Below are 19231 nucleotides of genomic sequence, written 5' to 3'. Positions count from 1 at the left end.
CGTGGGGATCAAGAGGCGGAACTGGGCGTTGGCGGCGGCACCTCTGGCGCTGGCCCTGCTGGCGGCGACCGGGTGTACGAGCACGTCGGAGGCCCGGGAGGAGCCGACCGGTGCGCCCTCCACGTCCGGGGCGCCGTCCACGTCCGTGGCCCGGGTGTGCGCCAAGCCCGCGGCCAGGCCGGCGAAAGCGCCGGCGGGCGCGGTGGCGGTCGACCCCGCGGTGGTCGGTGACCTGGCTGCGAAGACCAAGAGCAGCCCCCCGAACACCACGTTCTGGCTTCGACCTGGGAAGCACAGGCTCGACCCGGACCGCTACGCCCAGGTCATCCCCAAGAAGGGCAACCGCTACCTCGGTGCGCCGGGCGCGGTGCTCGACGGCCGGAAGAAGAACCAGTACGCGTTCAGCGGTACCGCCGGCAACGTCACCATCCGCTACCTGACGGTGCAGGGTTTCGTCCCGCCGCACAACGAGGGTGTGGTCAACCATGACTCGGCCGACGGGTGGGTGATCGAGCACGCGACGATCCAGAACAACTCCGGCGCCGGGCTGATGGCCGGTGCCCGCCAGCAGGTCCGCGCCAGCTGCCTGCGCGACAACGGTCAGTACGGCTTGAACGCGTACAAGGCCGGCGACACCATCAAGGGCCTGGTGGTCGAGGGCAACGAGATCGTGGGCAACAACACCGACGACTGGGAGCGGCGGCGGGAGGGCTGCGGCTGCACCGGAGGCATCAAGTTCTGGGCGGTCAACGGCGCCGACGTACGCGGCAATTGGGTGCACGACAACCGCGGAACCGGGTTGTGGGCGGACACCAACAACAACGACTTCCGCATCGAGAACAACGTCATCGAGGGCAACGACGGCGCCGCACTGATCTACGAGACCAGCTACAACGCGGTCATCCGGAAGAACACGATCCGGCGGAACAACTGGGTCGAGGGCCGCAAGGCAGCCGACGGCGGCGACAACTTCCCGTTCGCGACCGTCTACCTGTCCGAGTCCGGCGGCGAACCACGGATCCGGGCCCGCACGGACAAGATCGAGATCTACCGGAACGTACTGGAGGACAACTGGTCCGGGATCACCCTGTGGGAAAACGCCGACCGGTTCTGCAACAGCCCGGCCAACACCTCCTCCGGTGACTGCACGTTGCTGGTGAAGAAAACCGACCGCTGCGCGCGGCCGGCGATCGCCAGCGCACCGCTCTACGCCGACTGCCGGTGGAAGACCCAGCGGGTGGACATCCACGACAACCGCTTCACGCTGGACACGTCCGTCGTCAAGTGCACGGCGAAGTGCGATCGCATGGCGGTCCTTGCCAACTACGGCACCTATCCGGAGTGGTCGCCCTACAAGGGCGAGCGGGTGGCTGAGGCGATCACCCGCAAGCAGCACAACCGCTGGCGCGACAACGTCTACCTCGGACCGTGGAAGTTCGTGGCCCACGACCCGAGCCGGGTGCTCGACTTCGGGCAGTGGCAGGGCACGCCGTACCAGCAGGACGCGGGCAGCACCTTCCGCGCACGGGACGGTGGTTGAGATGGTCGCGGACCACACGTCGAAGATCGTCGGGACGGCCTGGGGACTGCTGATCCTCAACACGCTCGGCTCCGCCGGGGCGAAGACCATCGTCCCGCTGCCCCGTTCCCTCATCCAGATGGCCACCATGGGCGCGCTGGTCGCCGCGTTCGCGCTGGCGCTCGCGGTCAATCCCCGGCTGCGCATCCGAGCCGGCGCCTTCGTGTTCCTGCTCACCCTGCTGCTGGTACCGAGCGTGATCTCCAGCGCCAACCTGGAGTCCGGGTTCGGCGCGGTGTTCCGCTGCGCCCGGCTGGCTCTCTTCGTCGGCACGCTGTGGCTGCTCAGCCGCTGGTGGGACGGCGGCCTGACGTTCGTCCGGCACCACATCCGGCTGTACTTCGTGGTCCTCGGGTCGGTGGCCGCGGGGCTGGTCATCTCACCGGGCGCCGCCATGCCCGAACTCTACGGCGGGCGGCTGGTCGGCGCGTTGTGGCCGCTCACCCCGCCGCAGATCGGACAGTACGCCGCGGTGATCATCGGGCTCACCGTGCTGCTCGTTCTGGGCCGCCGGACCGACAGGACCAGCGCGGCGGTGGTCATCGTGCCGTCACTCGTCCTGCTCGCACTGACCCATACCCGGACGGCCACGCTCGGCCTGCTCATCGGGCTGGTGTTGGCGATCGGCTCGCTCCTCCTGACCAGCGCCGCAGCCCGCCGGTTCTTCGCCTGGGCGGTGCTGTGCGCCACGGTGGCCTCGGTGGCGTTCAGCTCCGCGCTCCAGGCGTGGTTCCTGCGCGGACAGAGCCAGGAGAACTTCTCCAATCTCACCGGGCGGGCCAAGGTCTGGAACGCCCTGCTGGCAGCCCCAAGGACGACGCCGGAGCAGCTGTTCGGCGCAGGCCTGGGCGACAAGTCGTTCGGCGGGCTGCCCATCGACAACAGCTGGCTGGCCGTTTACCAGGAGCAGGGTCTGATCGGCGTCACCATCGTCGCGGCGATCTTCATCGTGCTGGGCGGCGTCGCCTTGTTGCGGCCACCGTCCCTGCAGAGGGCCTGCGCGATCTTCCTGATCAGCTACTGCGCGATCGCGTCGTACACCGAGGCCGGGCTGGGCGACGCCTCACCGTATCTGCTGCATCTGGCCGTGGCCGCCTCGCTGCTCGCGGCACCTGCCGCGGCCACTCCCCTGCCGACGCCCGAAGTCTCCCGACTCTCGACGCCCGATGTCCCTCAACGACGCATACCGCGATGGGCCCGGAAATCGGAGGTGACCTGAGCATGCACGTCCTCGTGGTGCACAACCGCTACGCCTCGGCGCAGCCGAGCGGGGAGAACAAGGTCGTCGACCAGGAAGTGGAGCTGCTGCGCGCGGCCGGCCACCGGGTCGAGGTGTTCGAGCGGCGCAGCGACACCATCGCCGACCGGTCCCTGCTGGGCAAGGTCGCGGTACCGCTCCTCGTGCCGTGGAACCCGGCGGTGCGCACGGAGCTCGCCGCCCGGCTGCGTACCGAGCGGCCGGACGTGGTCCACGTCCACAACGTCTTCCCGCTCCTGTCGCCCGCGGTGCTGGCCGCCTGCGCCGACGCCGGCGTGCCCGCCGTCGCCACGCTGCACAACTACACCCAGGTCTGCCCGCCCGGCACGCTCCAGCGGGACGGCCGGCCGTGCACCGAGTGCGTCGGGTCGGCGGCGCCGCTGCCCGCCGTCCGGCACGGCTGCTACCGCAACTCCCGCCTCGCGACGGTGCCGCTCGCGGTCAGCCTGTCCGTGAACCGGCGGCGGTGGTGGTCCGGCGTGGAGCGGTTCCTGTGCATCTCCGCGGCGCAGCGCGACGTCCTGGTGCGGGCCGGCATGCCGGCCGAACGGCTGGCGGTGAAGCACAACTTCGTGCCCGACCCGGATGCCCGCCGCTCGGGCGCCGGCGAGCACGTGCTCTACCTGGGCCGGCTCGCGGAGGCCAAGGGCGTACGGCTGCTCATGACCGCGTGGGACGAGCTGGCCGCGGCCGGCGGGGTGGGCGTGCCGCTCGTGATCGCCGGCACGGGACCGCTGGAGCAGGAGGTGACCGCCTGGGCGGCGGGCCGTGACGACGTGCGGTACGTCGGCCTGTACGACACGGCGGAGTGCCAGAAGGCCATCGCGCGGTCGGTCGCCGTGGTGGCCCCCTCGACGTGGTTGGAGGCGTTCGGCCTGGTGGTCGTAGAGGCCATGGCGGCCGGGGTCCCGGTCGTCGCCGCCGGTCACGGCGCCTTCGTCGAACTCGTCGAGGACGGCGTGACCGGGCTGCTGCACCGGCCGGGCGAGCCCGGCTCGCTCGCGTCCTGCATACGCCGGATCGCGGCCGGACCGGACCGCAACCGGGAGATGGGCCGGGCGGCCCGGCGCCGATACGAGCAGGGCTTCAGCCCGGCCGTCGGCCTCGAACGCCTGGTGGAGGAGTACCGCACCGCGATCGCGGGACGGTCAGCGCTGGCTCGCGGCGGGGACACCCGCGCGAACAGGGGGGATGGGGACAGTAGATGACACGATGCCGACTCTGCGGCTCGGAAGCGATGGCGAGCGTCGTCGACCTCGGGGCGACGCCACCATGTGAGAGCTTCCTCGCCGCGGACCAACTGGACCAGCCGGAGCCGGCGTACCCGCTGCACCTGCGGGTCTGCACCGACTGCTGGCTGGCGCAGATACCTCCGCTGATCACGCCGGAGGAGACGTTCAGCGAGTACGCGTACTTCTCCTCCTTCTCGACCTCCTGGGTGGAGCACGCGCGTACGTACGTCGCCGACGCCGTGCGGCGGTTGGGTCTCGGCACCGACGCCTTCGTGGTCGAGGTCGCGAGCAACGACGGGTACCTGCTGAAGCACGTGGTGGACCGCGGGATCCGCTGCCTGGGCATCGAGCCGTCGGTGAACGTCGGCGCCGCGGCGCGGGACGCGGGTGTGCCCACCCTCACGGAGTTCCTGTCCCCCGACACCGGCTCGGCCGTCCGCGCCGAGCACGGCCCGGCGGACCTGGTCGTGGCCAACAACGTGTACGCGCACATCCCCGACGTGGTGGGGTTCACCCAGGGGCTGCGCGCCCTGGTCGCCGACGACGGCTGGGTCTCCATCGAGGTGCAGCACCTGCTGACCCTGATCGAGGACAACCAGTACGACACGATCTACCACGAGCACTTCCAGTACTACACGGTCGCCTCCGCGATCCGGGCCCTCGCCAGCGGCGGACTCGCCCTCGTGGACGTCGAGTTGCTGCCCACGCACGGCGGCTCCATCCGGCTGTGGGCCCGGCCCACCGAGGTCGCCGGCGAGCCGACGCAGCAGGTGGCCGACGTGCTGGCCCGGGAAAAGGCCGCCGGGCTGCAGGAGCTGTCCGGGTACGCCGAGTTCGCCGCCCGGGTGGCCAAGGTGCGCCGGGACCTCCTGAAGTTCCTCATCGAGGCGGCGGAGCGCGGCGAGACGGTCGTCGGCTACGGCGCCCCCGGCAAGGGCAACACCCTGCTCAACCACTGCGGCATCCGGCCCGACCTGCTCCCGTACACGGTCGACCGCAACCCCTACAAGCACGGCAGGTACACCCCGGGCACCCGCATCCCGATCCTGGCGCCCGATCAGATAGCCGCCGACCGGCCGGACTACGTCCTGGTCCTCCCGTGGAACCTGCGGGCGGAGCTGGTCGAGCAACTGTCCTTCGTGGGCGACTGGGGCGGCCGGCTGGTCTTTCCCATCCCGGAACTGAGCATTGTCGAGGTAAAGCGATGAAGGTCGTCCTGTTCTGCGGCGGTTACGGGATGCGGATGCGCAGCGGCGCCGCGGACGACGTGCCCAAGCCGATGGCGATGGTGGGCCCCAGGCCGCTGATCTGGCACGTCATGCGCTACTACGCGCACTTCGGGCACACGGAGTTCATCCTGTGCCTCGGCTACGGCGCGCACCACATCAAGGACTTCTTCCTCAGCTACGAGGAGACGACGTCCAACGACTTCGTGCTGCGCGGCGGGCGGACCGAGCTGCTGTCCACCGACATCTCGGACTGGACGATCACGTTCGCGCAGACCGGCATCGAGTCGCCCATCGGGGAGCGGCTGCGCCGGGTGCGGCACCACCTGGACGGCGACGAGATGTTCCTCGCCAACTACGCCGACGTGCTCACCGACGCCCCGCTGGACGAGATGATCGACCGGTTCTCCCGGCGCGACGCGGGAGCGTCGATGATGGTGGTGCCGCCGCAGTCGTCCTTCCACTGCGTGGAGCTGGGCGAGGACGGCCTGGTGGGGGGCATCACCGCGGTGAGCGAACTGCCGCTGTGGGAGAACGGCGGCTACTTCGTGCTCCGCCAGGAGGTCTTCGACCACATACCGGAGAACGGGGACCTGGTCGCCGACGGCTGCGCCCAACTGGCCAAGCGCGGACGGCTGGTGGCGCACCAGCACCGCGGCTTCTGGAAGCCGACCGACACCGTCAAGGAGCGGGCCGCGCTCGACGCCGCCTACGCACGGGGCGAGCGCCCGTGGGCCGTGTGGGAGCGGGACAGCGCCGGAGCACGCACGTGATCCGGCTGGGCGCCGGGCGCCTGGACCGGATCGTCGCCGTCGGCGCGCACTGCGACGACATCGCCATCGGCGCCGGCGGCACGCTGCTGACGATGTGCCTCGCGCGGCCGGGCATCCACGTCGACGCCCTGGTGCTGTCCGGCGGCGGCAGCGACCGGGAGCAGGAGGAGCGGGCCGCGCTGGCCGCCTTCTGCCCCGGCGCCGACCTGCGGCTGACCGTGCTCAAGCTGCCGGACGGGCGGATGCCGGCGCACTGGGAGGAGGCCAAGGCCGCCGTCGAGGAGCTGCGCGCGGGGACCGAGCCGGATCTCGTGCTGGCGCCGCGCACCGATGACGCGCACCAGGATCACCGCGGTCTGGCGCAGCTGATACCCACCGCGTTCCGCGACCATCTCGTGCTGGGCTACGAGATCGTCAAGTGGGACGGCGACCTCGGCCGTCCGTCGGCGTACCAGCCGCTGTCGCCGGAGACCGCCGAACAGAAGGTGCGGTTGCTCCAGGAGCACTACCCCTCGCAGCGGCACCGGCCCTGGTACGACCGGGAGGCCTTCCTCGGCCTGGCCCGGATCCGCGGCATCGAATGCCACGCGCGCTACGCCGAGGCGTTCGCCGTCACCAAACTCACTCTCGACCTGGGGGATTGAACCTTGCGCGTACTGCTGACCGGACATCAGGGCTACCTGGGCACCGTCATGGCCCCGGTGCTCACGGCCGCCGGACACGAGGTCGTCGGCCTCGACGCCGGACTGTTCGCCGACTGTGTCCTCGGCCCGACACCGGCCGACCCGTCGGGGCACCGGGTGGACCTGCGCGACATCACGGCCGAACACGTGGCCGGGGTCGACGCCGTGATCCACCTGGCCGCCCTGTCCAACGACCCGTTGGGATCGCTGGCGCCGGAGCTCACCTACGACATCAACCACCACGCGTCCGTACGCCTCGCCCGGCTGGCCCGGGACGCCGGGGTGCGGCGGTTCCTGTACGCGTCGACCTGCTCGGTGTACGGCGCCGCCGGCGGCGACGACCTGGTGGCCGAGGACGCCCCGCTGCGCCCGGTGACGCCATACGCGGAGTCCAAGGTGCGGGTGGAGGACGACCTGCACGAGCTCGCCGACGGCGACTTCAGCCCGGTGTACATGCGCAACGCCACCGCCTTCGGCTACTCCCCCAGGCTGCGCGCCGACATCGTGCTGAACAACCTCGTGGGCCACGCGCTCCTGTCCGGCGAGGTGCTGGTGCTCTCCGACGGCACCCCCTGGCGTCCGCTGGTGCACGCCGCCGACATCGCCCGGGCCTTCACGGCCGCGCTGACCGCGCCGCGCGAGGCGGTGCACGACCGGGCGTTCAACATCGGCAGCGAGATCAACAACGTCACGGTCGCCGAGATCGCCGAGCAGGTCGCCGAGGCGGTGTCCGGGTCGAAGGTGCGGATCACCGGGGAGACCGGCGCCGATCCGCGGTCGTACCGGGTGGACTTCTCCCGGTTCCGCACGGCGATACCCGGCTTCGACTGCGAGTGGTCGGTGAAGCAGGGCGCGCTCGAACTCGCCGACGCCTACCGGAAGCACGGCCTGACCCGGGAGGACTTCGAGCGCCGCTTCACCCGCCTGGCCGTGCTGCGCGCGGCGTCCGACGCCGGCGCCGTCGACGACACCCTGCGGTGGCGCCGATGACCGACGCAGGCGAAGAGATGTACGAGCTGGTGGAGCGGCTGTACCCGCTGTGCCGGAGCATCACCGGCGACGGTGTGCGCGCCACCCTGGACATCGTCGGCGAGTACATCCCGCTCCAGACGTACGAGGTGCCGACCGGGACCCAGGTGCTGGACTGGACGGTGCCGCAGGAGTGGAACATCCGGGACGCGTACATCGCCGACGCCGCCGGCAACCGGGTCGTCGACTTCGCCGAGTCCAGCCTGCACGTGCTCGGCTACAGCGTGCCGGTGTCGGCGACCATGCCGCTGTCCGAGCTGCGCGCGCACCTGCACACGCTTCCGGACCACCCGGCCTGGGTGCCGTACCGCACCAGCTACTACAAGCCGGAGTGGGGGTTCTGCCTGGCCCAGGAGACCTTGGACGCGATGCCGGACGGCGACTACGAGGTGCGTATCGACTCCACCCTGGCCGATGGCCACCTCACCTACGCCGAGTACGTGGTCCCCGGGCAGGTCCCCGACGAGGTGATCGTCTCCTGCCATGTCTGCCACCCGTCGCTGGCCAACGACAACCTCGCCGGCATCGCGGTGGCGACGTTCCTGGCCCGGGAGCTGGCGCAGGAGACGCCGTACTACACCTACCGGTTCATCTACGCGCCCGGCACCATCGGGGCGATCACCTGGCTGGCCCGCAACGCCGAGCGGGTGGACCGGGTCAAGCACGGGCTCGTACTGGCCTGCGCCGGTGACTCGGGCTCGCTGACGTACAAACGGAGCAGGCGCGGCGACGCGGAGATCGACCGGGTGATGGGGCACGTGCTGGCCGCATCCGAACGCCCGCACCAGGTCAACGAGTTCACTCCGTACGGCTACGACGAGCGGCAGTACTGCTCGCCCGGCTTCAATCTCAGCGTGGGCTCGCTCAGCCGGACCCCGTACGCCGGCTACCCCGAGTACCACACCTCGGCGGACAACCTGGACTTCGTCTCCCCGCAGGCGATGGCGGACACCCTCGCCGTCTGCCGCGAGGCGTTCGGCGTCCTCGACCGCAACCGGAGGTACGTCAACCTCAGCCCCTACGGCGAACCACAGCTGGGCCGACGCGGGTTGTACGACGCGCTCGGCGGCCGCAGCGACACCAAGCAGGCCCAGATGGCCATGCTCTGGGTGCTCAGCCTCTCCGACGGCGAGCACAGTCTGCTGGACGTCACCGAGCGGTCCGGGCTGCCGTTCGACACCGTCGCCACCGCGGCCGACGCCCTGCACGGCGCCGGTCTGATCAAGGCATGACGCGGATGACCACCGAGGAGGAGAAGGCGACGGCACCGGCGGGATCCACCCGGCGGGCCTTCGCCGGCCGGCTGTCCTGGGGGCTGGCCGACCAGGCGGCCTCCAGCATCAGCAACTTCGCGGTGGGAATCTACGTGGCCCGCTCGCTGGGGGTGACCGCGTTCGGCGTGTTCAGCCTCGCCTGGGTGACCTACGGCGTGGTGCTCAACGTCTCCCGCGGCCTGGCCACCGACCCGCTCGTGGTGCGCTTCAGCGGCGTGTCGGACACGGCCTGGCGCGGGGCGGTGGCCCGGTCGTCGGGTACCGCGCTCGGCGTAGGCACGGCCATCGGTGCGGCGTGTCTGGTGGTCGGCCTCGCTCTCGGCGGCCAGGTGGGGCCCGCGTTCGCCTGCCTCGGCGTCATGCTGCCGGGGCTGCTGCTCCAGGACGCCTGGCGGTACTCGTTCTTCGCCGCCGGCACGGGGAAGAAGGCGTTCGTCAACGACCTCGTGTGGGGCGTCGCGCTCGTCCCGGCCATGGTCGTGGCGGCCCGGGTGGGCAGCGTGGCCGCTTTCGTGCTCGCCTGGGGCGCGTCCGCCACGGTGGCCGCCGGGTACGGCTACGTCCAGTCCGGCATCCTGCCCCGCACGGCCCAGGCACGCGCATGGCTCCGCGAGCAGCGCGACCTCGGCTACCGGTACCTCGTCGAGAACGTCAGCCTCAGCGGCGCGAGCCAGCTGCGCGCGTACGGGCTCGGCGCGATCGTCGGGGTCGGCGCGGTCGGTGCGGTCCGGGGCGCCGAGCTCCTGCTCGGCCCGTTCCTCGCCGTGCTGATGGGCCTCTCGCTGGTCACCGTCGCGGAGGCGGCACGGGTGCTGCGGCGGGCCCCGCACCGCCTGGGCAAGTTCTGCCTCCTGCTGGGAGGCGGGCAGGCCGTCGCCGCGCTGTGCTGGGGCGGGGCGCTGCTCCTGATGCCGGACCGGCTCGGCGAGCTCGTGCTCGGCGACGTCTGGCACTCCGCCGCACAGCTCATCGTGCCGGTCACCCTCGGCGTCGCGGGCGCCGGCCTCGGCACCGGCGCGGCGGCCGGGCTGCGCGCGCTCGCCGCGGCCCGGCGCAGCCTGCGCTGCCAGCTGTTCGCGTCCGCCTGCTATGTGGCGGGCGGGCTCGGCGGCGCGGCCCTGGCCGGCACGGTCGGCTCGGCCTGGGGCGTCGCCACCGCGACCCTCGCCGCCTCCGCCGTGTGGTGGCTCCAGCTGCGCTCCGCCCTGCGCGAGCACCACCAGGACTCCATTCCCGAAGTGAGGACGCCATGACCGCCCGACCCAGGCTGAGCATCGGCCTGCCCGTGTACAACGGCGAGGAGTACCTCGCCGAGTCGCTCGACGCCCTCCTCGGCCAGACCTACGAGGACTTCGAGCTGGTCATCTCCGACAATGCCTCGACCGACGGGACCGAGGAGATCTGCCGCAAGTACGTCGCGCAGGACTCGCGCATCCGCTACCTGCGGCTGCCCCGGAACGTCGGCGCCGCGCCGAACCACAACTACGTGTTCACCCAGTGCCGCGGCGAGTTGTTCAAGTGGGCCTCGCACGACGACCTCTACGCCCGGGACCTGCTGCGCCGCTGTGTGGAGGCGCTGGACGAGCGTCCGGACGTCGTCCTCGCGCACTCCGACCAGGCGGTCATCGACGGCGACGGACAGGTGAAGGTCCCCTACGATTACGGGCTCGCCACCGCCTCACCGCACGCGCCGGAGCGCTTCCGCAGTTTCCTGTTCGAGCCCGGTGGCGACGACTTCTACGGGGTGATGCGCGCCGACATGCTGCGCCGGGTACGGCCGCACGACAGCTACCACCACGCGGACCGCACGTTCGTCGCCCAGATCGTCCTCCAGGGGCCCTTCCATCAGGTGCCGGAGCTGCTCTACTTCCGCCGTGACCACCCCACCCGCGCCGAGCGGGCGAACCCGAGCAAGCGTTCCCGGTGCGTCAATCTGGACCCGCGCCGGGCGGGCCCTCTGCACCCGACGCCCCGGCTGCTCGCCGAGTACGTCCTGGGCTTCGTCTCGGCGATCCGGCGGGCGCCGTTGACCGCGGCCGACCGGCGCGCGTGCTACCGCCACCTGGGCGAGTGGATGACGAGCCGGGTCCGGCCGGGTGCCGGCGAGCGGGTCGAGGACCGCGCCCCGGTCGACCCGGCCCGGCTCACCGTCTCCGTCGACGACGTCGTCGCAGGACGCGAGGGACGGCAGACATGAGACCCCCCGTACGCGTCGGGGTGTTCGGCCTGCTCGGCTCCGGCAACCTCGGCAACGACGGATCGCTGGAGGCCGTGCTCGGGTACCTCCGCGCCGAGCACCCGGAAGCGTCGGTGGACGCGCGGTGCGGCGGACCCGAGGTCGTCACGGCCCGGTACGGGATCCCCGCGACGCGGCTGCACTGGTACCGCGGGGAGTACCGGACCGCGTCACGTGCGGGCGCGATCGTGGGCAAGGGGCTGGGCAAACTCGTCGACGTCGTCCGCACCGCCGCCTGGGTGCGCCGGCACGACGTGGTGATCGTGCCGGGCATGGGCGTCCTGGAGGCCACGCTGCCGCTGCGGCCGTGGGGCTTCCCGTACGCGCTGTTCCTGCTCTGCGCGTCCGGCCGGCTGTTCGGCACCAGGGTCGCGCTGGTCGGCGTCGGCGCCGCCCCCATCGGCAACCGGCTGACCCGAACCCTGGTGCGCCGGTCGGCGCGGCTGGCCGCCTACCGGTCGTACCGGGACGCCCAATCCCGCGACGCGCTACGGGAGATGGGCGTGGACACCGCGCGCGACGAGGTCTACCCGGACCTCGCGTTCGCCCTGCCGACACCACGGGCCGGCGCACCCTCGGGCCCGCCGGGCCCGGTCTGCGTCGGCGTCATGGACTTCCACGGCGGCGACGACGACCGCGCCCGGGCGGAGGAGATCCACCGGCGCTACCTCGACGGGACGACCCGGTTCGTCCGCGCGCTGGTCGAGGACGGCAGGCCCGTCCGGCTGCTCACCGGCGACGAGTGCGACCGGTCCGTGGTCGCCGCGATCCTCGACGCGGTGGGCTCGCCGCTGGTCACCGCCGCCGAAGCGAACTCGCTGGCCGACCTGATGAAGGAGACCGCGGCTGCCGACACCGTGGTGGCGACCCGGTACCACAACCTGATCTGCGCGCTGAAGGCCGGCACCCCGACGCTCGCACTGAGCTACGCGGCGAAGAGCGACGCGCTCATGGACCGGATGGGCCTTGCCGCGTACTGCCATCCGGCTCGCGAGGTGGACGCCGACCGGCTGCTGGAGCAGTTCCGGGCGCTGGAGAAGCGATCGGCGCAGCTGCGGCGGACTCTCGCCGAGCGGAACCTGGTCGCCGCCCGGCAGCTCCAGGACCAGTTCACCGCCCTGACCGCCGCCCTGTTCCCGACAACCGACCACGCGCAGGCCCGCACCCGGCAGGAGACTCCATGAAGGCCATCGAAGTCCCGGCGATCGCCGGCGCGTACCTCTTCGAGCCGACTCCGTACGCCGACGAACGCGGCTTCTTCTGCCGCACCTTCGACGCCGACGTGGTCCGCTCGGTGGGCATCGACCCCGACGCCTTCGTCCAGGACAGCGTGTCCCGCTCGGTCCGGGGCGTGCTGCGCGGCCTGCACCTGCGCTCCGGCGCCGGCGAGGCCAAGCTGGTGCGGTGCTCGTACGGGCAGATCTTCGACGTCGTCGTGGACCTGCGGCCCGACTCACCGACCTACCGCAACGTGGCCTCCTTCGAGCTGTCCGGCGAGACGCAGACGACCCTGTACATCCCGGCGGGATGCGCGCACGGCTTCCAGGCGCTGACCGGGACCGCCGACACCTCGTACCGGATCGACCGCCCGCACGATCCGGCCGAGGACGTGACGATCGCCTTCGACGACCCGGAACTCGCGATCCGCTGGCCGCTGCCGGCCACATCGATGTCCCAGCGGGACCGGGAGGCGCCGAGCCTCGCCGAGGTCCTGAAGCAGAGAGAGAGCTGAAGTCAGCGTGGACACTGAGGAGTTCTTCCTGCCCCGGTCGCGGGCGGCGAACGAGCGGCTGCACACCATGATCCCCGGGGGTGCGCACACCTACGCCAAGGGCGACGACCAGTACCCCGAGAACCTGGCCCCGGTCATCAGCCACGGCCTCGGCGCCCACGTGTGGGACGTCGACGGCAACCGGTACATCGAGTACGGCTCCGGCCTGCGCTCGGTCAGCCTCGGCCACGCCCACCCGCGTGTGAATGAGGCGGTACGCCGGGAGATCGACCGCGGCAGCAACTTCGTCCGGCCGTCCATCGTGGAGGTCGAGGCCGCGGAACTCTTCCTGGCCACGGTGCCGACCGCCGAGATGGTGAAGTTCGCGAAGAACGGCTCCGACGCCACCACCGCGGCGGTCCGCCTCGCCCGCGCCGTGACCGGCCGCCCACGGGTGGCGATCTGCGGCGACCATCCGTTCTTCTCCGTCGACGACTGGTTCATCGGCACCACACCGATGTCCGCCGGCATCCCGGAGGCGACCACCGAGCTCACCGTGGCGTTCCCGTACGGGGACCTGGCCGCCACCGAGGAACTGCTCACCCGGTACCAGGACGAGATCGCCTGCCTGATCCTCGAACCCGCCGGCCACACCGAGCCGCCGCCCGGCTACCTCGCAGGACTGCGCGAACTGGCCGACCGGCACGGCTGCGTACTGGTCTTCGACGAGATGATCACCGGCTTCCGCTGGTCCGAGGCGGGCGCCCAGGGCCTGTACGGCGTCGTCCCCGACCTCTCCACGTTCGGGAAGGCGCTGGGCAACGGGTTCGCCGTCTCCGCGCTGGCCGGGCGCCGCGAACTGATGGAGCGGGGCGGGCTGCGGCACTCCGGCGACCGGGTGTTCCTGCTGTCCACCACTCACGGTGCGGAGACGCACTCACTGGCAGCCGCGATGGCCGTGCAGAGCACGTACGTCGAGGAGGGCGTCACCGCGCAACTGCACGCCCTCGGCACGCGGTTGGCCGCCGGTGTCCGCGACGCCGCGGCCGCCATGGGCGTCGGCGACCACGTCGTCGTCCGGGGGCGGGCCAGCAACCTGGTCTTCGCCACCCTCGACGAGAACCGGCAGCCGTCGCAGCCGTACCGCACGCTGTTCCTTCGCCAACTCCTCGCGGGCGGGGTGCTGGCCCCGTCGTTCGTGGTGAGCAGCGCGCTCGACGACGCCGACATCGATCACACCGTCGAAGTGGTGGCCCAGGCATGTGCGGTGTACCGCAAGGCACTTGACGCCGCAGACCCCACCCCATGGCTGGGCGGGCGACCGGTGAAACCGGTATTCCGCCGCTTTGCATGACGTGGCGTGCGTGACGTCAGCGAAGCTCCCGCCGACCGGCGTCGGCCGTCCGATCGACGATCCGGTCGGCCGTCCGGTCGACCAGCCACGCGGTCGCCGGTACCACCGCCAGCGCGGTGCACCAGCCGCCGAGGACGTCGGTCGGGTAGTGCGCGCCCAGGGCGACCTGCGCCCAGCCCATGGCGGCGCCGGCAAGCAGCGCCGCGGCGAGCACGAGTGACATGCCGGGCGTCCTGCCGAGGCCGAGCCGGTCGCTCGCGAGCAGCGCCACCACGAGGGCGAGCGCGGTGAGGAAGGCGGTGTGCCCGCTCGGGTACGACAGGTTGTCGGCGCCGTGGATGGTGCGTCCCACCAGGGACTTGAGCAGCGTCGTCGTCCCCACTGTCAGGCCGGCGCCGGCAACGATGAGCACCGCTGCACGAGGACGCCGCAGCAGCAGGCAGCCCATGACGGTGGCCACGACCAGTGTCGCCGCTCCCACGGGCTCCCCCAAGAAGTCCGTGGCCAGAGCGACTTGCCGCCACGACGACCCCGCACCGTCCACCGCCGCCCAGATCCGCGCGTCCACCATGCCGGCCCGACTGTCGTCGGCATACAGGACTCCGAGCACGAAGACCACCAGCGCGGCGAGGGCCGCAATCGCCCCGAGCCGCGCGCGCAGCGATGGGGGCAGCACCGCGGGCGCCGACCGTCCGGTCACACGCCCACCGCGTCCGGTCGACCTGTGGTGCTCTGCCGTGATCGGTGGATGGTGTTCCGGATCTTGACTCCTTGAGGCAGGGTGAGGGTGCGGCCCTTCATCCGACCGATGGGCAGCCATGAGCCATCAGCCACCCTAACCAAATATCGCCGCAGCGACGGTGCTGACTCCTGATGCACCGGCATCTGCCCGGCACGGGCCGGCTGGCCGCCCATGCACACGAAGCCGCCCGAGGCTGCAAGTTATCGGCCCTGGATGATGTCGGCCATCCCGCCCCCGCCTGTGGTGACGCCGCCGCGCGGCTTGGGTGCGGTGAAGGGGGGCATGTCCTGTCGGCACGTTGTTCCGGCCGGCGGGAGGGTGCCGTCGATGAGGTAGCGGCTCTCGTGCGCTTTGATGCACCTGCTGGGGTTGAGCAGTGCCGTGTGCCCGTGCCCGCTGTTGGTGAGCAGGCGGGCGTCGGCCAGTTCTCGGGTCATGGCCTTCGCGCCCGAGTAGGGAGTGGAGGGGTCGTAGGTGGTGCCGACCACCAGGATGGGATGCGCTGTCGGCTTGTTCCACGGTCCGCGATAGGGGTTGGCGGCGACTCCCGGCCAGTCGGCGCACACCACGGCGGCCCAGGTCCAGTGGCGTCCGGTGTCGCCCGCACGGGCGGCGCTGGCCTCCTCCAGGGCGTGGTAGGCGGCGGGGTCACGCGGGTTGGGGCTGTCGCCGCAGAACACCGCACTGGCCTGCTCTTCGCCCAGGTACGGACTCGGATCCGGGACCGCTGGGGCGGGTGGGAGCGGGGACGGCTCCGGGGCGCGGCCCTGCCACAGGCTCTGCAGTCCGCCGGCGCGGTCCGTCCATCCGGGGTGGACGATGTAGAAGCCGCTCACCAGGTCACTGACCGTACGGGCATAGGTCCACTCGCCCACGGGATGCTCCCGGAGGCGCTTCATCAGCTGGTGGTACTTGTCCCGGGTCGCTTTCGGGCTGCCGGCGGAGAAGGCGCAGCGGTCGGCGGTAGTGGACCCGCACAGGGTGAGGAACTGGTCCAGGGTTTCTGCCGCGGCGCGGTCCGAACCCAGGCGCAGCATTGCCGTGGACCGGGGGGCCTCGTTGGACCCATGGTTCGTCCAGGCCTGCGGATCCCAGTCGCTGTCGAGGACCATGGCGCGGACGTTGCCGGGGAAGAGGTTGGCGTAGGTGGCGCCCAGGAACGTGCCGTAGGAGATCCCGTAGTAGGTGAGCTGTGGGTCACCCACCGCATGCCGGAGCTGGTCGAGGTCGCGAGCGTTGTCGGCGGTCGACACATAGCGCAGGAGCTCGGGGTCACGCTGCTGACAGCGCCGGCCCAGATCCTTGTACGCAGCGGCGTAGGCCGTCCGCTCCTGTTCGCCCACCGGGAAGCCTGCCGGTTTGCTCGCATTCCAGGCGGCGGCTTCCTCGGCACTCGCGAAGCAGTTCACCGCGGTGCTGTTGCCGATCCCGCGGGGGTCCCAGCTGACGATGTCGAACCGCTCCCGTACCTCCCGCGGGAAGGACTCGTAGTTCTGCGGCATCTGCACTGTTCCGGGCCCGCCGGGGCCGCCGGGGTTGAAGAACAGGGTGCCCATGCGCCGTCCGGGACCGGTTGCCTTCCGCTTGACGACTGCCAGTTCGATGGTGCGGCCGCGGGGGGTGCGGTAGTCCAGCGGCACCTTCGCGGTCGCGCAGTCGAACGGGCTGCCCTGGACGCAGGGTCTCCAGTCCAGCTTCGGGGCGGGCACCGAAGGTGTCGGAGTACCGTCGGCGACGGCGGGGTTCGGTCCGACGGACACCGTCGAGCAGGCCACCACCGCGGCAACGACCGCGGCGCAACTCCGACGGCCTGCTATCGGTCCGGATATGTGCATGTCCTGTCCTTCCACGACTGCGCGCAACGCGCCCATGCGCCGGACGTCGGCACGCATCCGTGTCAACAACACCGCGGTCCGGCCAAACGCGCGAGCCATCCGCGGCCGAATGGGAGCCCGCGCCGACGACTCCGCCTGAATCACGTCAGACGGTGTAGCGAACCGATACCGGTACCGATGCCTATGCCTATGCCTATGCCAACCCGTCCAACGCGCGAAGCGCCTCCTCGGCCGCCGCGCGAGTTCTCTCCCCCGAGACGTCCACGACATCCGAGGCGATGACGGTGAGCCGGGCACGCAGTCGCTCCTCGTCCCGCGGTCGCCTCCCGGTGGTGGCCAGCCAGTGGGCGAGGCCCTCCGTGGCGTGGTGGCGGACCGTCTCGTCCGGGTCGTCGAGGGCGCGGACGAAGCGGGGCAGGTCCTGGGCGGTGTTCTCGTCGGTGGCGTTGTCCGTGTCGAGGAGGGAGAGCGCGGCGGCCCGCACTTCGGGCGAAGGTGTCCGGTCCGCTGTCCGCCGTAGGTCGGGCAGTGCCTCCGCCAGGCCGATGAGCGCGTTGTGCGTCTGCCAGACGGTGTTCGGGTCGGCGGCGAGGTGGGCCACCAACGCCCGGGCCACAGGACGGCGTTCCCAGAGGCGCAGCCCCTCGTCCACCAGCGTGTCCAGGCCGTCCACCGCGCCCGCGCGCACGTCGCCGTCGGGGTCGTCCAGGAGCGGGAGCAGCAGCCAGACGGCGTCCCATCGCCCTGCCTGTCCGATGGCCTTCGCGGCGGCGGCACGCGTACGGCCGGGCAACGCGGAGTCGGTCACCGCCGTACGCAGCACCCCGGTGGCGGCCCGCGTCCCCGCGGCTCCCAGCGCGTACGCGGCCGACGGGCCCGCGAGGGCGTCGCCGAGCCAGCGCATCGCCGGCCCGGTCACGCGTTCCTCGCCGCGAAGCCCCAGCCGACGCAGCAGCGAGGCCGCGACGTTCGGGTCCCGTTCGTCCTCCAGAGCTGCTGCCAAGGCGTCCTGCGTCCGCGCGTCCTCCGCGTCGCGCAGCCGGCCCGCCACCGCGATCCGTACCTGGGCGGACCCGTCGCGGAGCCCTGTCAGCAGGGAGTCGAGAAGCCGTTCGGTCCAGTGCCCGGGAAGCAGTTCGAGAGCCCGCACACGAGCGTCTCCCGCGCCCTGCTCGGCCGTACGGACCACCTCGGCGCTGACCGCCGGGTCGTCCCGGAAGCGGTACGCCAGGCTCCAGGCCCGTCCCCAGACGGCGCCTTCCGGGTCGCCCAGGAGCGCCACGAGTCCGGCGGCATCACCCGGCGTGCCCAGGGCCGCCAAGCCCTCCAGGGCGTTGATCCGAAGGTGATGGTCCGGATCCCGGAGCAGGCGGGCGAAGGCGGCCACGAGCGGTGGGCCGTCGAGCCCGAGCCGGATCGCGGCTCGCGAGGCCCGGCGCCGTACCCACGGGTCCTCGTCGCCCATCAGGGCGAGCAGCACCGTACGGCCCGCCTCGGTGCCCCCGAGCCGACCGAGCCCCGCGGCCACGGCCTCGCGTACCTCGGGCGCGGGGTCATCCGCCGATCCGGCGAGCACCCACGCGTGCTCGTCCCGTCCGACCCTGCCCAGCCCCTTGGCGGCGGCCGCACGCCGCCAGGTGTCGCCGACCTTCAACTCCCGCAGGAAGAAGGCGATCTGTTGGTCCGCTCCCATGAACACCCCGATGAGTCAGACCGGCGGGCGGGGCGGAGGTTGTACGGATACGGGGCTGAGGGCCTGGGCTCTGTCAGCGCTCCAGGACGCGGTCCGGCCCCAGCGGAACCTCGTGCAGCAGCAGCCGACTGCGCAGTTCCCGCACCCCGTGGTCGGCCTTGAGGCGGTCGATGACCGTTTCGAACTCGCGGGCGTCGGTGCAGGCCATGCGCAACTGGTAGTCGTAGTCCCCGGTCAGTCGCATCGCGCCGACGACCTGCGGCACTTCATGCAGCTGCGCCTCGAACGCCTGGCGGTCCACGCCCTCCCGCAGGCGGACGTCGCTGAGCAGCTCCAGCCCGCGCCCGAACGAGGCGAGGTTCAGCTCCGCCCGGTAGCCGCGGACGATTCCGGACGACTGGAGCCTGCGTACGCGGTCGGCGACGGTGTTGGCCGACAACCGGACCTGACGGCCCAGCTCCTGGTAGGTCGCCCGGCCGTCGGCGAGGAGGATCGTGAGGATCTGCCGATCGATGCGGTCCATGGCACCCATACTACAAATACGCGGCCCGTAGCGGGAATCGCCGAGTTTTCCGCGACGGAAGCGCCCTCTACGCCGAGATGTCC

General features: G+C 71.6%; 17 protein-coding genes. 13 read left to right on the top strand and 4 right to left on the bottom strand.

Features of this window, described 5'->3' with window-relative positions:
* Nucleotide 1: 1 nt before the first annotated feature.
* Genes BLU79_RS30870 through BLU79_RS30810 form a run of 13 tightly spaced genes read left to right on the top strand, consistent with a single transcriptional unit; the run spans nucleotide 2 to nucleotide 14355 of the window.
* The gene (locus BLU79_RS30870) at nucleotides 2-1540 is read left to right on the top strand and encodes a right-handed parallel beta-helix repeat-containing protein (protein ID WP_093909223.1); all 1539 of its coding nucleotides are present in this window, start codon (nucleotides 2-4) and stop codon (nucleotides 1538-1540) included.
* Nucleotide 1541: 1 nt separating this feature from the next.
* A complete protein-coding gene (locus tag BLU79_RS30865) occupies nucleotides 1542-2798 on the top strand; it encodes a hypothetical protein (RefSeq protein ID WP_093909222.1) in 1257 nt (418 codons plus the stop codon).
* A 2-nt stretch (nucleotides 2799-2800) separates the two neighbouring features.
* A complete protein-coding gene (locus BLU79_RS30860; protein WP_093909221.1) occupies nucleotides 2801-4045 on the top strand; it encodes a glycosyltransferase in 1245 nt (414 codons plus the stop codon).
* Nucleotides 4042-5277 carry a class I SAM-dependent methyltransferase gene (locus BLU79_RS30855; RefSeq protein ID WP_093909220.1) on the top strand — a complete coding sequence of 412 codons (1236 nt, stop codon included), beginning with the start codon at nucleotides 4042-4044 and terminating at the stop codon, nucleotides 5275-5277. Before BLU79_RS30860 ends, BLU79_RS30855 begins: the two co-directional genes overlap by 4 nt.
* Nucleotides 5274-6068 carry a glycosyltransferase family protein gene (locus tag BLU79_RS30850; protein ID WP_093909219.1) on the top strand — a complete coding sequence of 265 codons (795 nt, stop codon included), beginning with the start codon at nucleotides 5274-5276 and terminating at the stop codon, nucleotides 6066-6068. The genes BLU79_RS30855 and BLU79_RS30850 overlap by 4 nt, the downstream gene beginning before the upstream one ends.
* Nucleotides 6065-6712 (top strand): PIG-L deacetylase family protein, encoded by a 648-nt coding sequence (locus tag BLU79_RS30845; protein ID WP_093909218.1) that lies wholly within the window; start codon nucleotides 6065-6067, stop codon nucleotides 6710-6712. The genes BLU79_RS30850 and BLU79_RS30845 overlap by 4 nt, the downstream gene beginning before the upstream one ends.
* A 3-nt stretch (nucleotides 6713-6715) precedes the next feature.
* Nucleotides 6716-7741 (top strand): NAD-dependent epimerase/dehydratase family protein, encoded by a 1026-nt coding sequence (locus BLU79_RS30840; RefSeq protein ID WP_093909217.1) that lies wholly within the window; start codon nucleotides 6716-6718, stop codon nucleotides 7739-7741.
* Nucleotides 7729-9012: a DUF4910 domain-containing protein gene (locus tag BLU79_RS30835; protein ID WP_093909216.1), complete on the top strand. Its 1284-nt coding sequence runs from the start codon at nucleotides 7729-7731 to the stop codon at nucleotides 9010-9012. The genes BLU79_RS30840 and BLU79_RS30835 overlap by 13 nt, the downstream gene beginning before the upstream one ends.
* Nucleotides 9009-10307: an MATE family efflux transporter gene (locus BLU79_RS30830; RefSeq protein ID WP_177001245.1), complete on the top strand. Its 1299-nt coding sequence runs from the start codon at nucleotides 9009-9011 to the stop codon at nucleotides 10305-10307. The genes BLU79_RS30835 and BLU79_RS30830 overlap by 4 nt, the downstream gene beginning before the upstream one ends.
* Nucleotides 10304-11251 carry a glycosyltransferase family 2 protein gene (locus tag BLU79_RS30825; RefSeq protein WP_093909214.1) on the top strand — a complete coding sequence of 316 codons (948 nt, stop codon included), beginning with the start codon at nucleotides 10304-10306 and terminating at the stop codon, nucleotides 11249-11251. The genes BLU79_RS30830 and BLU79_RS30825 overlap by 4 nt, the downstream gene beginning before the upstream one ends.
* Nucleotides 11248-12474 (top strand): polysaccharide pyruvyl transferase family protein, encoded by a 1227-nt coding sequence (locus BLU79_RS30820; RefSeq protein ID WP_093909213.1) that lies wholly within the window; start codon nucleotides 11248-11250, stop codon nucleotides 12472-12474. The genes BLU79_RS30825 and BLU79_RS30820 overlap by 4 nt, the downstream gene beginning before the upstream one ends.
* A complete protein-coding gene (gene rfbC / locus BLU79_RS30815; protein WP_093909212.1) occupies nucleotides 12471-13022 on the top strand; it encodes a dTDP-4-dehydrorhamnose 3,5-epimerase in 552 nt (183 codons plus the stop codon). The genes BLU79_RS30820 and rfbC overlap by 4 nt, the downstream gene beginning before the upstream one ends.
* Before the next feature lie 7 nt (nucleotides 13023-13029).
* Nucleotides 13030-14355, top strand: a complete 1326-nt coding sequence (locus BLU79_RS30810) for a glutamate-1-semialdehyde 2,1-aminomutase (RefSeq protein ID WP_093909211.1) — start codon at nucleotides 13030-13032, stop codon at nucleotides 14353-14355.
* Nucleotides 14356-14371: 16 nt separating this feature from the next.
* Here BLU79_RS30810 and BLU79_RS30805 read toward each other — a convergent pair whose 3' ends face one another.
* The 4 genes from BLU79_RS30805 to BLU79_RS30790 all read right to left on the bottom strand — a co-directional run bounded on the left by BLU79_RS30805 (nucleotide 14372) and on the right by BLU79_RS30790 (nucleotide 19148).
* Nucleotides 14372-15055 (bottom strand): phosphatase PAP2 family protein, encoded by a 684-nt coding sequence (locus BLU79_RS30805; RefSeq protein ID WP_093909210.1) that lies wholly within the window; start codon nucleotides 15053-15055, stop codon nucleotides 14372-14374.
* A 242-nt stretch (nucleotides 15056-15297) separates the two neighbouring features.
* Entirely contained in the window at nucleotides 15298-16932 is a 1635-nt protein-coding gene (locus BLU79_RS30800; protein ID WP_093909209.1) for an alpha/beta hydrolase, read from the bottom strand.
* Nucleotides 16933-17125: 193 nt separating this feature from the next.
* Complete coding sequence (locus BLU79_RS30795) at nucleotides 17126-18625, bottom strand: HEAT repeat domain-containing protein (RefSeq protein ID WP_143052533.1); 1500 nt, start codon at nucleotides 18623-18625, stop codon at nucleotides 17126-17128.
* Nucleotides 18626-18698: 73 nt separating this feature from the next.
* Nucleotides 18699-19148, bottom strand: a complete 450-nt coding sequence (locus tag BLU79_RS30790) for an Lrp/AsnC family transcriptional regulator (RefSeq protein ID WP_093909207.1) — start codon at nucleotides 19146-19148, stop codon at nucleotides 18699-18701.
* Nucleotides 19149-19231: the final 83 nt, after the last annotated feature.

Source organism: Streptomyces sp. cf386, assembly GCF_900103585.1.
Taxonomy (GTDB): domain Bacteria; phylum Actinomycetota; class Actinomycetes; order Streptomycetales; family Streptomycetaceae; genus Streptomyces.
Note: the sequence above shows the minus strand (reverse complement) of the source record. Positions and strands in the feature narration are given on the sequence as shown.

Coding starts and splice junctions, on each gene's coding strand:
- BLU79_RS30860 (WP_093909221.1), top strand. CDS start 2,801: ATGCACGTCCTCGTGGTGCACAACCGCTACGCCTCGGCGCAGCCGAGC.
- BLU79_RS30800 (WP_093909209.1), bottom strand. CDS start 16,932: ATGCACATATCCGGACCGATAGCAGGCCGTCGGAGTTGCGCCGCGGTC.
- BLU79_RS30850 (WP_093909219.1), top strand. CDS start 5,274: ATGAAGGTCGTCCTGTTCTGCGGCGGTTACGGGATGCGGATGCGCAGC.
- BLU79_RS30830 (WP_177001245.1), top strand. CDS start 9,009: ATGACGCGGATGACCACCGAGGAGGAGAAGGCGACGGCACCGGCGGGA.
- BLU79_RS30790 (WP_093909207.1), bottom strand. CDS start 19,148: ATGGACCGCATCGATCGGCAGATCCTCACGATCCTCCTCGCCGACGGC.
- BLU79_RS30825 (WP_093909214.1), top strand. CDS start 10,304: ATGACCGCCCGACCCAGGCTGAGCATCGGCCTGCCCGTGTACAACGGC.
- BLU79_RS30865 (WP_093909222.1), top strand. CDS start 1,542: ATGGTCGCGGACCACACGTCGAAGATCGTCGGGACGGCCTGGGGACTG.
- rfbC (WP_093909212.1), top strand. CDS start 12,471: ATGAAGGCCATCGAAGTCCCGGCGATCGCCGGCGCGTACCTCTTCGAG.
- BLU79_RS30820 (WP_093909213.1), top strand. CDS start 11,248: ATGAGACCCCCCGTACGCGTCGGGGTGTTCGGCCTGCTCGGCTCCGGC.
- BLU79_RS30855 (WP_093909220.1), top strand. CDS start 4,042: ATGACACGATGCCGACTCTGCGGCTCGGAAGCGATGGCGAGCGTCGTC.
- BLU79_RS30795 (WP_143052533.1), bottom strand. CDS start 18,625: ATGGGAGCGGACCAACAGATCGCCTTCTTCCTGCGGGAGTTGAAGGTC.